This is a genomic window from Sphingomonas sp. SP4 (genome assembly GCF_058313375.1).
In genome coordinates, this window is the sequence record NZ_JBZFLE010000001.1 from 1,327,532 (window position 1) to 1,344,403 (window position 16,872).

Genomic DNA, 16,872 nt, shown 5'->3' on the forward strand with positions numbered 1-16,872 from the left:
TCTTGCGACACAAGAGGCTCACTTGGCGCTTCTCACTCGGGCTGTTAGCGGGCGCCGTCATGACTTCACCTCCACTACCCGAATGGGCGCCGCACGAGGCTGTGTGGATCGGCTTCCCAAGCGATCCGGAGCTCTGGCTTGGCGATCTCAAAGAGGCCGAGCGCGAGGTAGCCGCTTTTGCCGAAGCCATTCACGCTGACGGCACGGGCGAGACCGTCCGGCTTGTCGCCGCTCATGATGGTGCCGCCGAAAGCGCCCGCAGGCTTGCGCCTTTCGCCCAGGTCATTGTCGAAAGTTTCGGTGACATTTGGCTGCGCGACACCGGGCCGACCGTTCTCGGCTCCGGCAAGGAGCGTCGGGCACAGGGCTTCGGATTCAACGGCTGGGGCGGCAAGTACGACCTGGAAGGCGATCAGGACATCGGTGAGCGCCTGGCACGCGCAGCGTCATTACCATTTGCGAAAGCTGATTGGGTGCTCGAAGGGGGCGCGATCGATGGTGACGGATCAGGCACTGTCGTGACGACCGAGCAGTGCCTGCTTAACCCAAACCGCAACACGTTGACCCGCGATGAGGTTGAGGCGCGGCTTGTCGCTGATCTCGGCTTCGAGCGTATCGTCTGGCTCGGCTCCGGGCTGTTGAACGATCATACCGACGGGCACGTCGACAACCTTGCGCGCTTCGTAGCGCCGGGGCGCGTGGCCATCCCAACGCCAGCCAAGGACGATCCCAACGAGGCTGTCTACCGCGATGCCGCAATGCGGCTCCGCACGGCGAAGCTCGACGTCGTGAACCTCCCCTCCCCTGGCCGGGTGCTGAGCGAGGACGGAGACATCATTCCGGCAAGCTACATGAACTTTTATATTGGCAATGCAGCGGTGGTCGTGCCGCAATATGGCGCGGCCAACGACGAGGCGGCAGTGGGCGTCGTTCAGGCGCTGTTCCCCGACCGCGTTGCAATCGGACTGCGGGCCGACCACATCCTGACCGGAGGCGGCAGCTTCCACTGCATTTCTCAACAGGTCCCCGAATGAGCAAGCTTACCGTCGCTGCGCTGCAGCTCGCCTTCACCGATGACATCGACGCGAACATCAGCGCGGTCGGCGAACTCGTGCGTGAAGCCGCGAGCAAAGGCGCGGAAGTAGTCCTGCCGCCGGAACTCTTCGAAGGTCCCTACTTCTGCCGCGTCGAGGATGAAGGGCTTTTTGCCAATGCGCGACCGACGTCGGAGCACCCCTCCGTCCTGGCGATGCAGCAGCTCGCCAATGAGCTAAAGATCTGGATTCCCACCAGCTTCTTCGAACTCGATGGGCCGCACCATTACAATTCGCTCGCCATGATCGGTCCGGACGGAAAGGTCGCCGGCGTCTATCGCAAAAGCCACATCCCCGACGGACCGGGCTACGAGGAGAAATTCTACTTCCGCCCCGGCAACACCGGATTCAAGGTGTGGGAAGGCCCGCACCGTTCGACGCTAGGCGTCGGTGTCTGCTGGGACCAATGGTATCCCGAGACCGCGCGCGCGATGATGCTGATGGGCGCTCAGATTCTATTCTACCCCACGGCTATCGGCTCCGAGCCGCATGACCCGGACCTCGACACATCGCGCCTTTGGCGTCGCGCAATGGTCGGCCATGCTGTGTCGAACGTCGTCCCAGTGGTTGCGGCCAACCGCATCGGCACTGAGGACGGCCAGCGCTTCTACGGCCACAGCTTCATCTGCGACGAGCGGGGCGACATGCTCGCGGAATTCGGCGCAGAGGAAACCGGTGTCCTCGTCGCGACGCTCGATCTCGATCAGGCCAAGAGGCACCGGGCTGCCTTCGGCTTCTTCCGCGACCGTCGGCCGGAGCTTTACGGGCGGCTTACCGAGGACATTTAAGCTCTAACGCACGCTCGAAAACGCTTTCGAACATCGCAGCGTCGAGCCGTCCAGTATTCTGGTTGTATCGGGAGCAGTGATAGCTCGAAAGCAGGATGCGGCCGTCGGGCGCGTGGGCCTCCGCGCCATGACCGAACCTGGTTGCAGCGGGTTTGAGGCTTAACGCTCGGGCCGCCGCGACGTGAGCAATCTGGCCCAACGCGATCACAACCTGAGCCTTCGGCAGCGCGCTCAGGGCGACTTCGAAATAGCTTCTGCACGTAGCGATCTCGCGTGGCTCCGGCTTGTTCGCTGGAGGCAGGCATTTGACCGCGTTCAAAACGATAGCGCCGTTGAGACGCAGTCCGTCGCCTGGATCGGCTTCATAGACTCCCTCGGCTAAGCCGAATTTGAGCAGCGTCGCGTAGAGCAGCTCTCCCGCATAATCGCCGGTGAAAGGTCGGCCCGTCCGGTTAGCGCCATGCTTACCAGGCGCAAGGCCGACGATCGCTAGCCAAGCATTGCGATCGCCGAACGCGGGCACCGGCGCATTCCACCAATTCGGAAACTCCACACGGCATTGTTCTCTGAACGCCACCAATCGAGGGCAAAGCGGACAGTCGCGCGGCGCTTCGGCCTCCGGCAAGGGTGAGATCTCGGCTGGCGTAGCAACGCGCATCCGCATGACCTAGGCGAGCGGTGATGGCGGAAGCAATGCCGGGATCGAATGGATTCCCCGGAACTGCTAGGTTACTGATCTTCGTGACCGACCTTGCCCCGGAAAATCCAGTAAACCCCAACGGTATAAGCCAGGATCAGCGGCAGCGCGATGAAGCCGGCGATCGAGAAGAAGCGGAGCGAACTGTCAGGCGAGGCCGTGTCCGCAATCGTCAGCTGGTAGGGTACAAGGAACGGCCAGATCATGATGCCGATCGTGCACAGCAGCGAAACCAAGAACAGGAGCATCATGAAGAACGGCATGCCGTCGCGCCTGGACCTCGCGCCGACCACAGCGCCGATCAATGCGGCGACGCTGATGAGCGGGAAGATCAAGCCCCAGTCATGCAGCCTGGCAATTCCTTTGGTGATATCGCCGGGATCGATCGTCAGTGCCGCGATGATGGCTAGGACGAGCAACAGCAGAAGCCCAAAGACGAACACCGGCACGCGAGAATAAGCCCAGTCGCGTAGGGGACCTTCCGTCGTCTTGAAGATGAGCCAGCCGCACCCGAGCAATGCATAACCGGCGACTAGGCCCGCCCCAGTGAGAATCGGGAAGGGATGAAGCCACAGAAAAGACCCACCAGCATATTGCATGCCGTTCACGGGAATGCCCCGGATCAACGCCCCGGCCGCGGCCCCCTGCACAAAAGCGATGGCAACCGAGCCGAGGAAAAACCCCGCATCCCAGAACGGACGCATTGGTCCGCTACGATAGCGGAATTCGAAAGCGATGCCGCGGAAGATCAATCCGAAAAGCAGCAAGACCACGGGGATATAGAAAGCACCCAGGAGAACTGCGTAGACCGCCGGAAAGGCCGCGAAAAGACTTGCGGCGATGACAACGAGCCAGGTCTCGTTACCATCCCAGAAGGGCGCGATGGTATTCATCATATGGGTGCGCCGATGCTCATCACTCGTGAGGCCGAACAGGATACCGACGCCGATGTCGAAGCCGTCCAGCATCACGTAAAGGACGACAGCTGCGGCAATGACGGCGGCCCAGAAGTGCGCGAGAGTACTGGCGTCCATGGCTGTCATCCTTTCGCCTGGCTGCCGGTCGCGGTGGCCTCGGTGTCGGCAAAAGCCAGCGGACGGCTGGGGGTGGCGTTCGTGATGGCCTCGGCATGAGTTCCTGGCCCACGCCGCAGCAGCTTGTAGATGTAGTAAGTCCCGAAGCCGACGAAGATCGAGTAAACCGCTGCCGACCCAAGCAGCGAAAACAGCACATCATGGGTCTGGAGTGACGGCGTTACCGCGTCCTTCGTTCTCAGCAGTCCGTAGACGACCCACGGTTGCCGTCCGACCTCTGCAGTGTACCAGCCGCAAAGGATCGCAATGAAGCCTGTCGGAAACGACAGGAACGTGATCCAGAGGAACCAGCGCGTGCTTTCCAGGCGTCCTAGCAAACGCAGCAAGTTGCCGAACCAGGACACTGCAAGCATCAGCAGCCCCATGCCAACCATGATTCGGAAGCCCCAGAACGGGATGACCACGGGTGGCCGATCTTCTTTGGGAAAGCTTTCGAGGCCGGTTTCAGCGGCGGTGAAGTTGCCGGATGCGATGAAGCTCCCGAGCTTCGGGATGGAGATTGAGTAGAGGTTTCGTTCCTGCTTCTCATCCGGCCATGCGATGAGCGTTTCGGATGCCGGCTGCTCGTTGTGCCAACGCGCCTCAATCGCCGCGAACTTCGCGGGCTGGTGCTTGAGCACATATTCGCCAGTCAGGTGACCGAAAAGCAGCTGCACCGGGATCAGCAACGCAGCAGCCGCCAGGCCCCAGTTCAGCATGACCCGCGCTTCATCGCGATGGTTGTTCCGCAACGTGTACCAGGCGCCGGCAGCGGCGACGCACATCGACGTCGTCAGAAGCGCGGCGAGCAGCATGTGGGGCCAGCGGACCATCATCACCGGCCCCAGCACGATGTGCTGCCAATTCGCCGGCTCGATCCTGCCGTTGACGACGTGGTGCCCGACCGGAACCTGCATCCAGCTGTTGTTGGCGAGGATCCAGAAGGACGAGAAAAGGGTCCCGAGCGAGACCATGCAACAGGCCAGGAAATATATACCAGGCCGGACCCGGTCCCGCCCGAGCAGTAGCACGCCGAAGAACGTGGCTTCGAGCATGAAGGCGGTGAAAGCCTCGTAGCCCAGCAGCGGCCCCTGGATCGGCCCGGTCTTCTCCGCGAGGACTCCCCAGTTCGTGCCGAACTGGAAAGCCATTACGATACCCGTTACCACGCCCATGCCGAAGGACAGCGCGAAGACCTTCAGCCAGAAGTCGAAGACGCGGCGGTAAATCTCCTTGCCGGTGACGAGCCGCGCGCCCTCGATCATCGCCAGCCACGCCGCTAACCCGATGGTGAAGGCCGGGAAGATGATGTGAAAGGTGATCAGGAAGCCGAACTGGATGCGCGACAGGAAGACAGGATCGAAGGCCATGTTAGATCTCCTGACCTCGTGCGGCGCGGTGGTTCACGCTTACGATCATGACAATCATCGCAGGCCGAGAACGATGACCTTGGCCGTCTCAGATTTCACCGGCCAGGCGGCGGAGGTGAGGCCAGCCGCGACGGCAACCTTCTGGGCACCTCCAGCGGTGTAGGTGATTACGCCGCCTCCGATTGCACCCCCGACCTTTTGGCCCCAGAGCTTCTGGCCAGTGCTGGCGTCGAGTGCATAGAAGTTGCCGCCTACGTCTCCGAAAAAAACGAGGCCTCCGGCTGTAGGAGTAATACCGGAGAGGACGGGATAGTTGGACCGCACCCGCCACTTCCAAACGCCGGTATCGGCATCAACTCCATGCACCCACCCGGCCCAATGGCCATCCGCTCGCGCGAACCGTCCGAACAAGTTTGCCGGGTTCAACATGTCGTTGCCCGTCCACACCGCAGCGTCCTTGACGTCGGTGATCTTCTTGTCGCTTGCGAGCTGGACCGTGTCGCACCATTGGACCGTACCAACGACGACCAGGTTCGTTCGTGGGTCGTAACCTGCGCCGTTCCACTCGCTTCCGCCTGCGCCACCCGGGCAGAAGTGGACGGCTTTACCCACCGCGAACGGCTGCTCGACATTCTCGATCTTCGTCACGGGTGTGCGATACAGAAGCTGGTTTGAGCCTCGATCGAAGCCGTAGAGATGACCGTCCTTGGGCGAGACAACCATCAGGTCCTTGCCCCCGGCAGTATGGATCAGAGCCGGAGGATTTGAGGCGTCCCAGTCATGGAAGTCTCTGGGGGCAAGCGGGAAATGATGCTTGTAAGCGCCAGTGCGCGCATCGAGCACCACAATGGACCCGGTATAGAAATTGTCCCCGTCGCGCAGGCCAAGGGCGAAATCGGGCGCTGGATTGCCGACAGGCACGAATAACTCGCCGGTCGCCGGATCCAGGCTGGTCGAGGTCCAGTTGCCGCCGCCGCTGATCGGGATTCCCGGAGGATTATGCCATGTCGACGTATCGAGCGGAGACGGACCCTGTGGGCCGCGTGTTGGATCCCCGGGCTGCTTGGGGATCAGGTAGAATTCCCAAACGATCTTCCCCGTCGCGGCGTCGAGCGCGTACACGCGCCCCTTGACGCCTTTGAAGTCGCCGCCGGCCACACCCTGGAAAATCAGGCCGTTCCAGGCGATCGGTGCCGCCGGAAGAACCTCGGCCTTCTTCGGATCGGCGATCTGCGTTTCCCACAAGGCCTTGCCCGTCTTTTCATCATAGGCATGGACCTTGCCGTCGGCCGCCCCGCGGAAGAGGCGCCCGGTTTCGTACGCGACGCCGCGGTTGTTATTGAGCAAGCTCGGCGGCACATTCTCATGCACTCGCCAATTCTCTTTGCACGTGGCCGGATCGATAGAGAACGTGTCGAAATAGGTAGTCCCGATCAGGGCGCCATTGACCATGATCAAGCCTGGCTGGAAGCTTGTGCGGCTCTTCGTGTCGTAGGTGCAGAGTACCTTCATGCGAGCGACATTTCCGGTGTTGATCTCCGCCAGGTCGGAGAAACGCTCGGACGTCACTGTCTTGTTGTAGCTGCCCCAATCGCCCTGCATTGCGGGCAGCATTGGAGCGCTGGCCGGCTGGACCAGTGCTGCGGGCTTCCACGCGGGGTTCATCTGGGTGACGAGTTCCCCGGCCGGCGCTCCCCTCGCCTTCCAGTCGTTCAACACCCGTCCCGCGAACAACTCTGTCTGAAGAAAGTGAGTGCCTACCCACGCGGCAACAGCAATACCCACCACACCGACGACCGCCGCTGTGGTGACGAGATACGGATGTTTCATGTGCGTCCTACCTTGCGACAGTGGCGAGATCGGCAATCGGTCGGGCCGGCGGCGAAGGCGAAGAGACGCTTACGGGCTTCAGGCCGAGAATTTCCGGCCTTCTTCATTTCTTCTTACTGCAGTTCCATGAGTGAAAACCCGGATTTGGTTTTACGGCTGTTCCGGACGGAGGGCTTGGTCGGGGTGGCGAAGGGCACGAGCATTGCCTAGGCGAGCAGGCGTGAACCACGGGACCCACCTGTACGCCGTCGCGATAGGCTCGAACCGGCCCCATGGCCGATTTGGCCGTCCTGCCGCTGTGGTCGAGGCCGCGATTGCCCGGCTCGATGAGGATTTTGGATTGTTCGACGCCGCACCGATCGTTCTCAACCCGGCGCACGGCGGCGCGGGTCGCGACTTCGGCAACAGCGTCGCGCTGGTCGAAAGCGATCTCGATCCGTCGGAAATGCTTTGCCGGCTCAAGCAACTCGAACGCGAATTCGGAAGGCGCCCAGGGAAACGCTGGGGGCCGCGTGTGCTAGATCTCGATCTCGTCCTATGGAGCGGCGGGCAGTTCAGCTCGAGGAAGCTGACCGTTCCTCACCCGCATCTCGACAAGCGCAGCTTCGTTCTTCAGCCGCTAGCGGCCATCGCACCGGGCTGGCGCATCCGCGGCAACCTGACAGCTCATCATCTCGCACAGCGCCTTGCCCACCGCCGCCCTCGCAGGTAACGGGGCCGGGCTGGTCGGGCCCATAGCTCAGTCGGTAGAGCAACTGACTTTTAATCAGTAGGTCGCTGGTTCGAATCCAGCTGGGCTCACCAGCGTTCTCAATGGCTTAGATACCTTTAGCAATTGTGCGCCCAAGCCAATAGGTAATGTCTTAGGTATCGCACCAATTATTTTCGCCTGCGATGATTCGATCCGCCTGCACGATCATGGACATTCGTTGTCGATCGGAGCGGAAGGAATTGGCGGCTAGCGGACCGACCGCTTATTTCCGTTTTCGACCCAAAGCAGACGTTTCGACCGGGGCATTAACTCGCTGCCCCGCTAACCCCTCGCCCACGATGGCCAATTGTTGTATGCAATCCGTGTTAACTCGATCGGCACACCGAGGAGACACGGAATGCTGCATTTCCGGTTGGGCTTCGCGCTGTTTGCATCTGCCGCCTGCTTGGCGGGTTCTTCGCCGGCATGTGGGGACGATTTCCACTTCACCACTGGCAGCCCCGATGGCCTAATCGCCACCGCTTCGGTGTCTGGGCCAGTCGTTGAGATCGAAACGGCGGACGATTTCCTGCTCTCTCAGGAAACCATTCTGAGCGGAGGATCCTTCACCGGATTGCTTCCGGCTAACACGAATGCGTCGAACATCCAGAACGTCGTCGTAGAGATTTACCGAGTCTTTCCGTTAGACTCGACCGTTCCAGAATCGGGGCAAGTTCCGACGCGAACCAATTCGCCCTCCGACGTCGCATTCGTAACCAGAGACGCGACCTCAGGGGACCTCTCGTTCGCGGTATCGACGATCAATCCGGACTTCACGGCGCTGAATAGCGTCGTCAACGGAATCAACCCTGTTCCAAATCAGTTCACGGGTGGCGAAGGCCCGGTCGAAGGGCAGGAGACACAATTCACGTTCAGTTTCCTGACGCCCGTCGATTTGCTCGCGGGTCATTACTTCTTCGTACCGCAGGTCCAACTTGCCAGCGGTAATTTCCTTTGGCTGTCTGCACCTCGCCTTTTGGGGGCACCTGACGATCTTCAGACTTGGATACGTGATGGTGATCTCGCCCCGGATTGGCTCAGAGTTGGGGCCGACATCACGCATCAGGGTCCCTTCAATGCGGCATTTAGCCTGGATGGGTCTGGCGTCCCGGAACCGGCAACTTGGATGCTCATGCTGGTTGCTTTCGGCGTTACGGGCTTTGCTCTGAGGCGAGGTAGAAACCGGCGCCCCTTCCAAATGAAAAGCTCCGCCCGCTAGGTGTTCGCGACGTCGCCTTTCGATCCGAAGCGAACTATTAAGCCGGATGCAAATCTGCGCTCTAGTCGACGTGGAGGCGGATTTCGTTAGCGCGACATCGTTGCGCCCGGTGAAATTGGGCGACCGCACGTGGTGCCGGAGCAAGATATAGCCCGCACGCTCGCAAAAGCACTGTCGCATTTGTGGAACTTCTACCCCGATGAGCGGTTCGTTAAGATGCTGTTAATTCGAGTAGCGGCTCGCGATAAGATCGCTGTGAGTCCGTTCCGGGGGTGAGAGATTCAACGAGGGCAGGAGACTCACAATGAGGGCACTGAACCTGGCACCAGCGGCAGCGATTGCACTTCTTGCTTTGTCCAATCCCGCAGCTTCGCAGACCACACTCACGGCGAACCTAACGAATGACCAGAACGGTCCGCTTGTGATCCCCACGACTTCGACCGGAGATCCACGGCCAGCATCGTACGGAACGGCGACTTTCGTCCTCAACAGTGCAATGACGCAATTGAGTTTCACAGCTACGATTTTCAACATTGATGTAACCGGCGCTCAGACCGCGGACCCGAATGACAATTTGACGGTAGCTCATATCCACGGTCCCGCGGCGCCGGGATCCAATGGGCCCGTCATCTGGGGCTTCTATGGAAGCCCGGATAACGACATCAATCCTGATCAGCTGGTCGTAACCCCGTTCGCTACAGGCGTAGGAGGGACCTTTTCGTCAATTTGGGACGCGCCCGAGGGAAACAACGGCACCAACCTAACTTTGCAAGTCCAGAACATCCTCGCCGGCTTGACCTATATCAACTTTCACACCGTGCAGTTCGGCGGGGGCGAAATTCGCGGGCAGATTTTAGCACCTCCGCCCGTCCCCGAACCGGCGACCTGGGGGATGCTGTTGATGGGATTCACAGCCATCGGGTTGGCTCTGCGGCGTCAAAACATCGTCGGGAAATCTGTGCGCCGCACGCTCGTCAGCTGACGATGCTGTCGAAACGCGGCCTACTCTCATTGCTCCAACGTATCGACGTTCCTCCGATGCGCAGACGCTCAGCCATCGTCTCAATCGAGTGGGTTATCGTTGCTCAAGGCTGCGCATCGGTGACGGGAGGCTCGCTTGAAACGCGAGCCGGTCTCACGAGGATGAACTGGGGGAGAAAGTAGATGAATCGCGTTACCGTGAAAGGGTTTGCGACAGTCTGCGCCGTTACGCTGATCCTTGCCGGATGCGGTCACCGCAAGCCGGGGCTTGGCGACGGCAATCCACACAAGCCGGGACCAGAACAGCAGATTCACCTCGTTTGGAAGAATGCGACGGATGGGTGGAGAGTGAAGCTGCCCGGTGGCGGTGAGAAGAAGCCGGCCGACTTCCATACTTCTGTCGATTTGGACGTTGGGCCTACGCAGTTCACAGTGGACATCCAGGGTCCAACCAATGCGAGGTTCAAGGATCCGGGCGGGCTAGACGTCTGGGTGGGATCGAAATCCAGCCCGCAGTCAGGCATCAATTCGACCCAGGTCCTTGGTCCAATTGTCACCAAGAACGGGAAGCAACTCATCTTCTACGATCTAAACCAGGGGGACGCCGTCACTCTGAATTACCAGCTGAACTTCGACAGCGGACCGCCAGCGGACCCGATCATAGACAATCGCGGCACCAGCTGAGACTAGTGCCGAAATCCGTAACGTCCGCTTTGTGTGGAAAGCTGACTCTACACTGACTGGCTGGTCGTCGCGGCTTCTGGTCTAGGACGCTCAACATTGACCCCTCCCAGCGAGAAATGTTAACAGATTTTTAATCTGAGAGGTTTGCATCATGGGTCGTCTCGTGCGTGCACTTGCTGCCGTCCTGGCCATGTGGATGGCCATGCCTGCCAGCGGGCAAGTGTACGTCATGTTCGAGTCAGGCGATCAGTTCGGTCAACTTTCTTTGCTGTCCTACCCGGACGTGAACTCGATGCTGACCGACACCGGCGGCACGGCGACGTTATTGCCGTTCAACACCGGCATTGGATACGACGTTGGTGGGTTTGACATCGACAATGGCGTGCCTCGCATCCTGTTCGAGTCCGGCGATCAATTCGGCCAGCTCAGCCTCTATACCTTTCCGGACCTCGCCTCGCTGCTGACCGACACTGGGGGTACCCTCGACATTCTCCCATTCAGTACCGGCATAGGGTACGACGTGGGCGGGTTTGACATCGACAATGGCGTGCCTCGCATCCTGTTCGAGTCCGGCGATCAATTCGGCCAGCTCAGCCTCTATACCTTTCCGGACCTCGCCTCGCTTTCGAGTCCGGCGATCAATTCGGCCAGCTCAGCCTCTATACCTTTCCGGACCTCGCCTCGCTGCTGACCGACACTGGGGGTACCCTCGACATTCTCCCATTCGAAACGGGAATAGGCGGCAACGTGGCGGGACTGGCAACCGCGTCAGATAACGGCGCGGTGCCTGAGTCTTCCACTTGGGCCATGATGCTGGTGGGTTTCGGCCTAATTGGCATCTCCATGCGCCACCGGCGGCGTTCAGCTTTCGCCCTCGCCTAAGCCTATCTCCGCACGAAAATACCTTCGGGCGGCAGGAGACCTGATGCGACTGCAATAGGCGACGATTGCCCTCTCAAATGGCAAGAATGGGTCGAAAGCGGTCCTAACCGCGGACGAGATGTCGACCGCGACCGCGCCAAGAGGTTTGGGATTGGCATAACCTACCAAACCTTGGTGTGACCAAGCACGCCCCGACGCGCCGCGGAGCCAAAAATGGCAGTTTCCTGTGGTTGGCATGGTCCGTGAATAGACTTGAGCAGGGCCGCGATAGGCGGACCGCAAAGAAAAGGGACCATGAACATGTTCGGATCTTCGGTGAAACGCTCCATCATCGCCATCTCGGCAGCGCTTACGATGAGCGCTTTGACTGTAGGCGCGACGGTTGGCCCCGCGCAGGCGAGCACGCTCGAGACCGCGCGAGTCATCCATGGATAGAGTGACCCAAAGGGAAGTCGACGTGCCGACGGATATGCTCGCCGGCCTGCTGATGGGACAGGCAAGTGCACCCTCCGCCGCGAGGAGCAATCCCGATCGGCTGCCCGCCAAAGTCTATGGTATCATGGCGATCACGACCCTGCTGACCTTTGCAATCATAACCACGGGCTATCAGCTGCTCTTTCCGCACCAGTTATTCGCATGATGCAGCTCTTCTCGACGTCGAAGCTCAAGCGAGATGGTCATCCGCAGGCCGGCAGCAAGATCACAGTCTGTGCTCGATTAAAGCGGATCGCGGCCAGCCCCTGGGCGCTGTCGTGCAGCAGCTTCTTGGTAACGGCGCTCCTTATTCGATCGGGTAGCCTGACCTTCTAAAGCCCCGAGCTCGAATCTGTCTGTCCGACGCGCGACTACCGACAGTTTGTTGTCTGCTTTTGGCCGCTAGCGGACGGTCCGCTTATGTCCGCTTTCGACCCAAAGCTGACACAGGACAAAGGTCCATTGACCGACTCGATGCCTTAGGCGCACAGCGCCGGGCGGGCCGCCCGCTCGGTTGCTCACCAGCATTCTTCACGGCCTTGTTTCCGCGTGCCGTAAGCGTCTCTCCGACCCCCGACCAGGAGACACCAACATGGCTGAAACCACATCGCCAGACGGCGGTGCTGATACCCTTGCGCCGACACAACCCGTTCCGGTTCCACCGCCAGGAACCGAGACCAAAGATACGATCATCCTAGGCCAGTCGGCCACCGACCCAGCGATCCGTCCATTCAGCTTCCGTGCTTCGGAGGAAGATCTCGCTGACCTGAAGCGGCGGATCGCGGCCACGCGATGGCCCAGCCGAGAGCTGGTCGATGACGCTTCCCAAGGCGTCCAGCTCGCGACGCTCCAGAAGCTCGCCGATTATTGGTTGAACCACCACGACTGGCGAAAGGTGCAAGCGAAGATCAATGCCTACCCGAACTTCATCACCAACATCGATGGCGTGGACATCCACTTCATCCATGTGAAGTCGAAGCATCCGAACGCAATGCCGGTGATCGTCTCGCACGGCTGGCCCGGATCGATAGTCGAACAGCTGAAGATCATCGAGCCGCTGACCGATCCGACCTCTCACGGCGGAACCGACGCGGACGCGTTCGATGTCGTGATCCCGTCGCTACCGGGCTACGGCTTCTCAGGGTCCCCAACCGACTTAGGCTGGGGTCCCGATCGCATCGCCCGCGCCTGGGCTGTGCTCATGGAGCGCCTCGGATACGCGAGCTTTGTTGCACAGGGCGGCGATTGGGGCGCGATGGTCACGGATGTGATGGGGACCCAGGCGCCTCCGGGACTGCTCGGCATCCACCTCAACTGGCCTTTCACGGTCCCGCCGGAGATCGATGGGGCGATCCAAAGCGGCAAACCGCTTCCCGCCGATCTCTCCGCTGACGAACGCCGCGCGTGCGACCAGCTGGAGTTCTTCTACAAGCACGGGGTCTCCTACGCCCAAGAGATGTCGAGCCGCCCACAGACGCTGTACGGAATGGGCGATTCCCCAATCGGGCTTGCGGCGTGGCTCCTCGACCACGATGCGCGCAGCTACGCACTCATCGCGCGGGTCTTCGATGGCCAGAGCGAGGGACTCACTCGGGACGACATCCTCGACAACGTCACGCTCTACTGGCTGACCAACACGGCGGTCTCATCGGGGCGCATCTATTGGGAAAACAAGTTCGCGTTCTTTGCGCCCAAGGACGTTGCCATCCCGGTCGCGTTCAGCGCCTTCCCTGACGAGGTCTGTCAAGCGCCGCGGACCTGGGTAGAGAGGGCTTATCCGAGGCTGATTCATTACAATCGGCCGGAGAAGGGTGGACACTTCCCTGCTTGGGAACAGCCGCAACTCTTCTCAGAAGAGGTCCGCGCGGGCTTTAGGTCGCTGCGGTGAAGGACAGTCGAGGTACGGCGGCTTGGGCAAACCCGGGCCGCCAGGCTGCCGCAGAAATGAAGTGAGCAGCAAATCCGAAACTGACCTGCACCAGCTCGAACTTCAGCCAAGCAGCCGACGGATTGAGGGGTTTTCGGACGGCGTGTTCGCGGTTGCTGTCACGATCATAGTGCTTGAAGTCCGCGTTCCGGACAGTCTGGCCTTCGCCAACGATGCAGTGGCCTTCCAGCAATTCGCGACCTTGCTCGCAATCTATGTGCTGACCTTTGTCGTTGTCGGAATTTTGTGGGCTAACCATCATTATCTTGTTTCCACGTTGTCGAGCGGAAACCGGGCTACGCTATGGCTCAATAATCATGTGCTCTTCTGGGTCACCATGGTGCCGATCGTGGCCCGCTTCTTCGGTCTGCATCCGACCTCGCCGAGGGCGACTGCTGCTTATGCCTTTGTCGTAATGATGTGCACTGGCTCGCTGACGTTGCTTAGGCGTCATGCCTCACGAATGAGTGCCAATGAGCTTCACCGGGCGCTGCATCGTCGCGTGTTCCGAAGAGTCTGGATTGCGATTGGATCATATGCGGCAGCTATTCCGCTGGCATTCGTCAACGTCAGGCTGAGCTGGGCACTGCTCATCATTCTTCCGGCGTTGTTCTTCCTGCCGGTCGTTCGGGCCGAAAGCGAACCATCCAATCGCTAACGTCAGCTTTCCACCCATTGCGGACATTATTCGCGTCGGCCCGCTAGCTCCCGTACCTAACCAATGACTTTCAACAGATCTGAGAACTCGCCCGAGGCGGGCAGCGGAAAAGCACTTCTGAGAGCCGGCCCCAGATCTCCTTTGCTCCGCTCGGTGCTCGGTTCACGATAAGGCGCGTCAATAGTTTCTGTGCGGGTACTGACGTACAACGCCTCTGCGGCTTTCACATATCGAAACGCCAGCTCGAGATGAACCTTTCGACTTTCGGCCGAGCGAGCTTCGCCTGCAACCGACCTCTCCGTCCGTGCTCGCTCGCGGAAGTACGGTTCTGACGGTTCCACAGTTGCGCGACACGCTTTCGAGACAAGAGCCGCTACTTAGGAAGCGGGCGGTCTGGAGGCCCTGACCGCCCACCCTGCTCGTGTGCCGAAAGCGGGGCAAACGCGGCGGCACAAGGTTAGTAACTCAAGTTACAAAAGATGGTTCCACGAAACTGAGGGTTAACCCTGAGCTGCGATATTGACGACCCCCCACTGATGAGTGGAGTGAGCCCGCCCGCCTTGCTGTCGCCCACCGAGGGGGCGGGCTCCATTGGAGTTGCGTAACCTCGATAACCAAACACGACCTCCCGCCATGCTCGGTGTGGGACTGTAACCCCCAGCGATGAATGCCCCCCCTGTTCGTCGCGAGGAAGTGAGACGGGCGGCCTAGTAGTGGGAGCTAGGCTGCCCTTTTCGTATCTATCGCTCGTCTCAATAATCGCGGCTGCTGGACTCAGAGCCTTTAGCTAAATCCACGTTCGCCATTCTCTTTCCGCGCGAGCTCCTCGAAGGCCGCAGCGAGATTGATGAGCAGCCGCTGTTCAGGACGACCCGAATATCGAGGTGCCAAGCTCCGGCATTTGTCCGCTTCACTGGCAAATGTTTCCTGGCGCATGTGGCCTCCGCGTAACTGAACCCGATCAATGCTGACCCAGCGGTGAGCCGCCAGCGGACATGGATTGTCAGAGTCGATTGTCCTATCGTCGACGAGTGCCGTCAGCGCATGCCCCAAACGGGTGATAAACAATTGCATTCGCCAGAAATTTCTTCACCTCTAGTCGTCAATCAAGGACGACTGTGGGGGCGCACTTGTCGAGTACGGACGAGATCATCGGCGATATCTATGAAGCGGGCGCCTTCCCGCAGAAATGGCCGCAAGCGCTCCAGAGCATCTCGAAAGCATTGGGCGCAATGGGCGGCAACCTAATCCGCAGCACTGCCAGCCAGCTGACCCTTCAATCATCACCCGACGTCGCCGAGATCACCGCCGAGTTCGACCGAGCGGGCTGGAACGAGCACAACACTCGTGTCTCGAGGCTTCTCCAGCGCGCAGATCATGCAGGGTTTCTCACTGATAGCGACTTGCACACGAACGACGAGCTCAGAACCCTGCCGATGTATGCCGAGTTCCTCAACCCACGCGGCTGTTCGGCCGGGGCGGCCACATTGATCCAAGGCGGGCGAGATGATGCGATGGTGATCGCAATCGAGGGCTTTGCCAGCCATCAGCATTCCCGAGACGCGACCACGTTCCTCGATCGGCTGCGCCCTCACCTGTGTCGGGCCGCAGTGCTGAGTAGCGAGGTTGAGACCGCGCGCCAAAACAGCCTGCTGGAAGCCTTCAACGCCGTTGGAAGTGCTATCGGCTTACTCGACGCGAATGGACGACTCCGTGCGGCCAGCAGTGAGTTTCAGGGCCACCTCGGTTCGCTAATCCATGACAGCCCGGCTCGGTTGAAACTGAATGATGCGAGCGCTGACGCTCGCTTAGCCAACGCTATCGAGAACATCGCGAGACAGGGCCCGGGGATCTCCATCCCGTTGCGCGATGAGCGCAAAGTCGGTCGCGCAATTCTCAATCTCGTGCCGGCGGCGCGCGATGCGCTGCAACTGTTCAGCGACGTTGCGATTTTCGCTGTAATCTCGCGAGCACGAAACGACCTGCTGCCGGATGCGAACATCATTTCAGCTCTGTTCGACCTTACACCAGCCGAGGCTCGCGTAGCGCGGGCCGTGGCCGAGGGGCTTACTCCGTCAGAGATTGCGCGCAGGTACAATGTATCTCGCGAGACCGTTCGCTCACACTCAAGCGGGTGCTTTCGAAAACCTCCACCAATCGCCAATCTGAGCTTTCGCTGCTCGTGTCTCGTTTGGTGTGACACTCGGCCGCGATCGCGGTAATTCGATCCCGTTCGCGGCCTTTGAGTAAGCCGAGTTGCACGCGATTAAGTCTGCATCACCCGTTTGGGTGACGACACTGCCCAGCCTGGTGCTACGCATCGGAAGGTAGGCGGTTCGACAGCGGGGGCGACCTGTCGAACCGCTGATCCCGCAAAACTCCCACTCGCGAAGCGACAGCATTTGGCCGCTAGCGGCCTGTCTGCTTACGTCTGCTTTCAACCC

The 16,872-nt window shown here is 60.2% G+C and carries 18 protein-coding genes, 1 tRNA gene and 1 pseudogene; 15 read left to right on the forward strand and 5 right to left on the reverse strand.

Going from position 1 to position 16,872, the window contains the following annotated elements:
• Positions 1-59: 59 nt before the first annotated feature.
• Together AC4GYV_RS06720 and aguB are read left to right on the forward strand one after the other, a co-directional pair.
• Complete coding sequence (locus AC4GYV_RS06720; protein ID WP_491099878.1) at positions 60-1,034, forward strand: agmatine deiminase family protein; 975 nt, start codon at positions 60-62, stop codon at positions 1,032-1,034.
• Positions 1,031-1,882 carry an N-carbamoylputrescine amidase gene (gene aguB / locus AC4GYV_RS06725; RefSeq protein WP_491099879.1) on the forward strand — a complete coding sequence of 284 codons (852 nt, stop codon included), beginning with the start codon at positions 1,031-1,033 and terminating at the stop codon, positions 1,880-1,882. The genes AC4GYV_RS06720 and aguB overlap by 4 nt, the downstream gene beginning before the upstream one ends.
• Here aguB and AC4GYV_RS06730 read toward each other — a convergent pair.
• The 4 genes from AC4GYV_RS06730 to AC4GYV_RS06745 all read right to left on the reverse strand — a co-directional run bounded on the left by AC4GYV_RS06730 (position 1,866) and on the right by AC4GYV_RS06745 (position 6,852).
• Positions 1,866-2,540, reverse strand: a complete 675-nt coding sequence (locus tag AC4GYV_RS06730) for a uracil-DNA glycosylase (RefSeq protein WP_491099880.1) — start codon at positions 2,538-2,540, stop codon at positions 1,866-1,868. The two genes, aguB and AC4GYV_RS06730, sit on opposite strands and share 17 nt — an antisense overlap.
• A gap of 71 nt (positions 2,541-2,611) precedes the next feature.
• Entirely contained in the window at positions 2,612-3,613 is a 1,002-nt protein-coding gene (gene cydB / locus AC4GYV_RS06735; RefSeq protein ID WP_491099881.1) for a cytochrome d ubiquinol oxidase subunit II, read from the reverse strand.
• Between the two features lie 5 nt (positions 3,614-3,618).
• Positions 3,619-5,022, reverse strand: a complete 1,404-nt coding sequence (locus AC4GYV_RS06740; protein ID WP_491099882.1) for a cytochrome ubiquinol oxidase subunit I — start codon at positions 5,020-5,022, stop codon at positions 3,619-3,621.
• A 54-nt stretch (positions 5,023-5,076) separates the two neighbouring features.
• Positions 5,077-6,852, reverse strand: coding sequence for a pyrroloquinoline quinone-dependent dehydrogenase (locus tag AC4GYV_RS06745; protein WP_491099883.1), 1,776 nt, complete (start codon positions 6,850-6,852; stop codon positions 5,077-5,079).
• A 220-nt stretch (positions 6,853-7,072) separates the two neighbouring features.
• Here AC4GYV_RS06745 and folK point away from each other — a divergent pair, with 220 nt between their 5' ends.
• From folK to AC4GYV_RS06805, 12 genes and pseudogenes are all read left to right on the forward strand, one after another.
• Positions 7,073-7,564, forward strand: coding sequence for a 2-amino-4-hydroxy-6-hydroxymethyldihydropteridine diphosphokinase (gene folK / locus AC4GYV_RS06750; RefSeq protein WP_491099884.1), 492 nt, complete (start codon positions 7,073-7,075; stop codon positions 7,562-7,564).
• Between the two features lie 16 nt (positions 7,565-7,580).
• A tRNA-Lys gene (locus tag AC4GYV_RS06755) sits at positions 7,581-7,656 on the forward strand.
• A 305-nt stretch (positions 7,657-7,961) separates the two neighbouring features.
• Complete coding sequence (locus AC4GYV_RS06760) at positions 7,962-8,822, forward strand: PEPxxWA-CTERM sorting domain-containing protein (protein ID WP_491099885.1); 861 nt, start codon at positions 7,962-7,964, stop codon at positions 8,820-8,822.
• A gap of 304 nt (positions 8,823-9,126) precedes the next feature.
• On the forward strand, positions 9,127-9,804 hold the full coding sequence (locus AC4GYV_RS06765) for a CHRD domain-containing protein (RefSeq protein WP_491099886.1): 678 nt from the start codon (positions 9,127-9,129) through the stop codon (positions 9,802-9,804).
• A 182-nt stretch (positions 9,805-9,986) separates the two neighbouring features.
• Positions 9,987-10,487, forward strand: a complete 501-nt coding sequence (locus AC4GYV_RS06770) for a hypothetical protein (RefSeq protein ID WP_491099887.1) — start codon at positions 9,987-9,989, stop codon at positions 10,485-10,487.
• Positions 10,488-10,638: 151 nt separating this feature from the next.
• Positions 10,639-11,178, forward strand: coding sequence for a hypothetical protein (locus AC4GYV_RS06775; RefSeq protein WP_491099888.1), 540 nt, complete (start codon positions 10,639-10,641; stop codon positions 11,176-11,178).
• 86 nt (positions 11,179-11,264) lie between these two features.
• A pseudogene (locus tag AC4GYV_RS06780) lies at positions 11,265-11,369 on the forward strand (PEPxxWA-CTERM sorting domain-containing protein); the annotation flags it as partial.
• 300 nt (positions 11,370-11,669) lie between these two features.
• Complete coding sequence (locus tag AC4GYV_RS06785; RefSeq protein WP_491099889.1) at positions 11,670-11,804, forward strand: hypothetical protein; 135 nt, start codon at positions 11,670-11,672, stop codon at positions 11,802-11,804.
• A complete protein-coding gene (locus tag AC4GYV_RS06790) occupies positions 11,797-12,009 on the forward strand; it encodes a hypothetical protein (RefSeq protein ID WP_491099890.1) in 213 nt (70 codons plus the stop codon). The genes AC4GYV_RS06785 and AC4GYV_RS06790 overlap by 8 nt, the downstream gene beginning before the upstream one ends.
• On the forward strand, positions 12,006-12,179 hold the full coding sequence (locus AC4GYV_RS06795; protein WP_491099891.1) for a hypothetical protein: 174 nt from the start codon (positions 12,006-12,008) through the stop codon (positions 12,177-12,179). The genes AC4GYV_RS06790 and AC4GYV_RS06795 overlap by 4 nt, the downstream gene beginning before the upstream one ends.
• 256 nt (positions 12,180-12,435) lie before the next feature.
• Positions 12,436-13,731, forward strand: a complete 1,296-nt coding sequence (locus AC4GYV_RS06800) for an epoxide hydrolase family protein (RefSeq protein WP_491099892.1) — start codon at positions 12,436-12,438, stop codon at positions 13,729-13,731.
• A 61-nt stretch (positions 13,732-13,792) separates the two neighbouring features.
• Positions 13,793-14,428 (forward strand): TMEM175 family protein, encoded by a 636-nt coding sequence (locus AC4GYV_RS06805; RefSeq protein ID WP_491099893.1) that lies wholly within the window; start codon positions 13,793-13,795, stop codon positions 14,426-14,428.
• 783 nt (positions 14,429-15,211) lie between these two features.
• Here the strand turns inward: AC4GYV_RS06805 and AC4GYV_RS06810 are convergent.
• Positions 15,212-15,502: a hypothetical protein gene (locus AC4GYV_RS06810; protein WP_491099894.1), complete on the reverse strand. Its 291-nt coding sequence runs from the start codon at positions 15,500-15,502 to the stop codon at positions 15,212-15,214.
• A gap of 56 nt (positions 15,503-15,558) precedes the next feature.
• On the opposite strand from AC4GYV_RS06810, the gene AC4GYV_RS06815 reads away from it, so the two are divergent.
• Positions 15,559-16,650, forward strand: a complete 1,092-nt coding sequence (locus tag AC4GYV_RS06815) for a helix-turn-helix transcriptional regulator (protein ID WP_491099895.1) — start codon at positions 15,559-15,561, stop codon at positions 16,648-16,650.
• Positions 16,651-16,872 lie beyond the last annotated feature (222 nt).

Excerpts from the sequence above, each read along its gene's own strand:
- AC4GYV_RS06720 (WP_491099878.1), top strand. The coding sequence starts at position 60 with ATGACTTCACCTCCACTACCCGAATGGGCGCCGCACGAGGCTGTGTGG.
- aguB (WP_491099879.1), top strand. The coding sequence starts at position 1,031 with ATGAGCAAGCTTACCGTCGCTGCGCTGCAGCTCGCCTTCACCGATGAC.
- AC4GYV_RS06730 (WP_491099880.1), bottom strand. The coding sequence starts at position 2,540 with ATGCGCGTTGCTACGCCAGCCGAGATCTCACCCTTGCCGGAGGCCGAA.
- cydB (WP_491099881.1), bottom strand. The coding sequence starts at position 3,613 with ATGGACGCCAGTACTCTCGCGCACTTCTGGGCCGCCGTCATTGCCGCA.
- AC4GYV_RS06740 (WP_491099882.1), bottom strand. The coding sequence starts at position 5,022 with ATGGCCTTCGATCCTGTCTTCCTGTCGCGCATCCAGTTCGGCTTCCTG.
- AC4GYV_RS06745 (WP_491099883.1), bottom strand. The coding sequence starts at position 6,852 with ATGAAACATCCGTATCTCGTCACCACAGCGGCGGTCGTCGGTGTGGTG.
- AC4GYV_RS06760 (WP_491099885.1), top strand. The coding sequence starts at position 7,962 with ATGCTGCATTTCCGGTTGGGCTTCGCGCTGTTTGCATCTGCCGCCTGC.
- AC4GYV_RS06765 (WP_491099886.1), top strand. The coding sequence starts at position 9,127 with ATGAGGGCACTGAACCTGGCACCAGCGGCAGCGATTGCACTTCTTGCT.
- AC4GYV_RS06770 (WP_491099887.1), top strand. The coding sequence starts at position 9,987 with ATGAATCGCGTTACCGTGAAAGGGTTTGCGACAGTCTGCGCCGTTACG.
- AC4GYV_RS06775 (WP_491099888.1), top strand. The coding sequence starts at position 10,639 with ATGGGTCGTCTCGTGCGTGCACTTGCTGCCGTCCTGGCCATGTGGATG.
- AC4GYV_RS06785 (WP_491099889.1), top strand. The coding sequence starts at position 11,670 with ATGTTCGGATCTTCGGTGAAACGCTCCATCATCGCCATCTCGGCAGCG.
- AC4GYV_RS06790 (WP_491099890.1), top strand. The coding sequence starts at position 11,797 with ATGGATAGAGTGACCCAAAGGGAAGTCGACGTGCCGACGGATATGCTC.
- AC4GYV_RS06795 (WP_491099891.1), top strand. The coding sequence starts at position 12,006 with ATGATGCAGCTCTTCTCGACGTCGAAGCTCAAGCGAGATGGTCATCCG.
- AC4GYV_RS06800 (WP_491099892.1), top strand. The coding sequence starts at position 12,436 with ATGGCTGAAACCACATCGCCAGACGGCGGTGCTGATACCCTTGCGCCG.
- AC4GYV_RS06810 (WP_491099894.1), bottom strand. The coding sequence starts at position 15,502 with ATGCAATTGTTTATCACCCGTTTGGGGCATGCGCTGACGGCACTCGTC.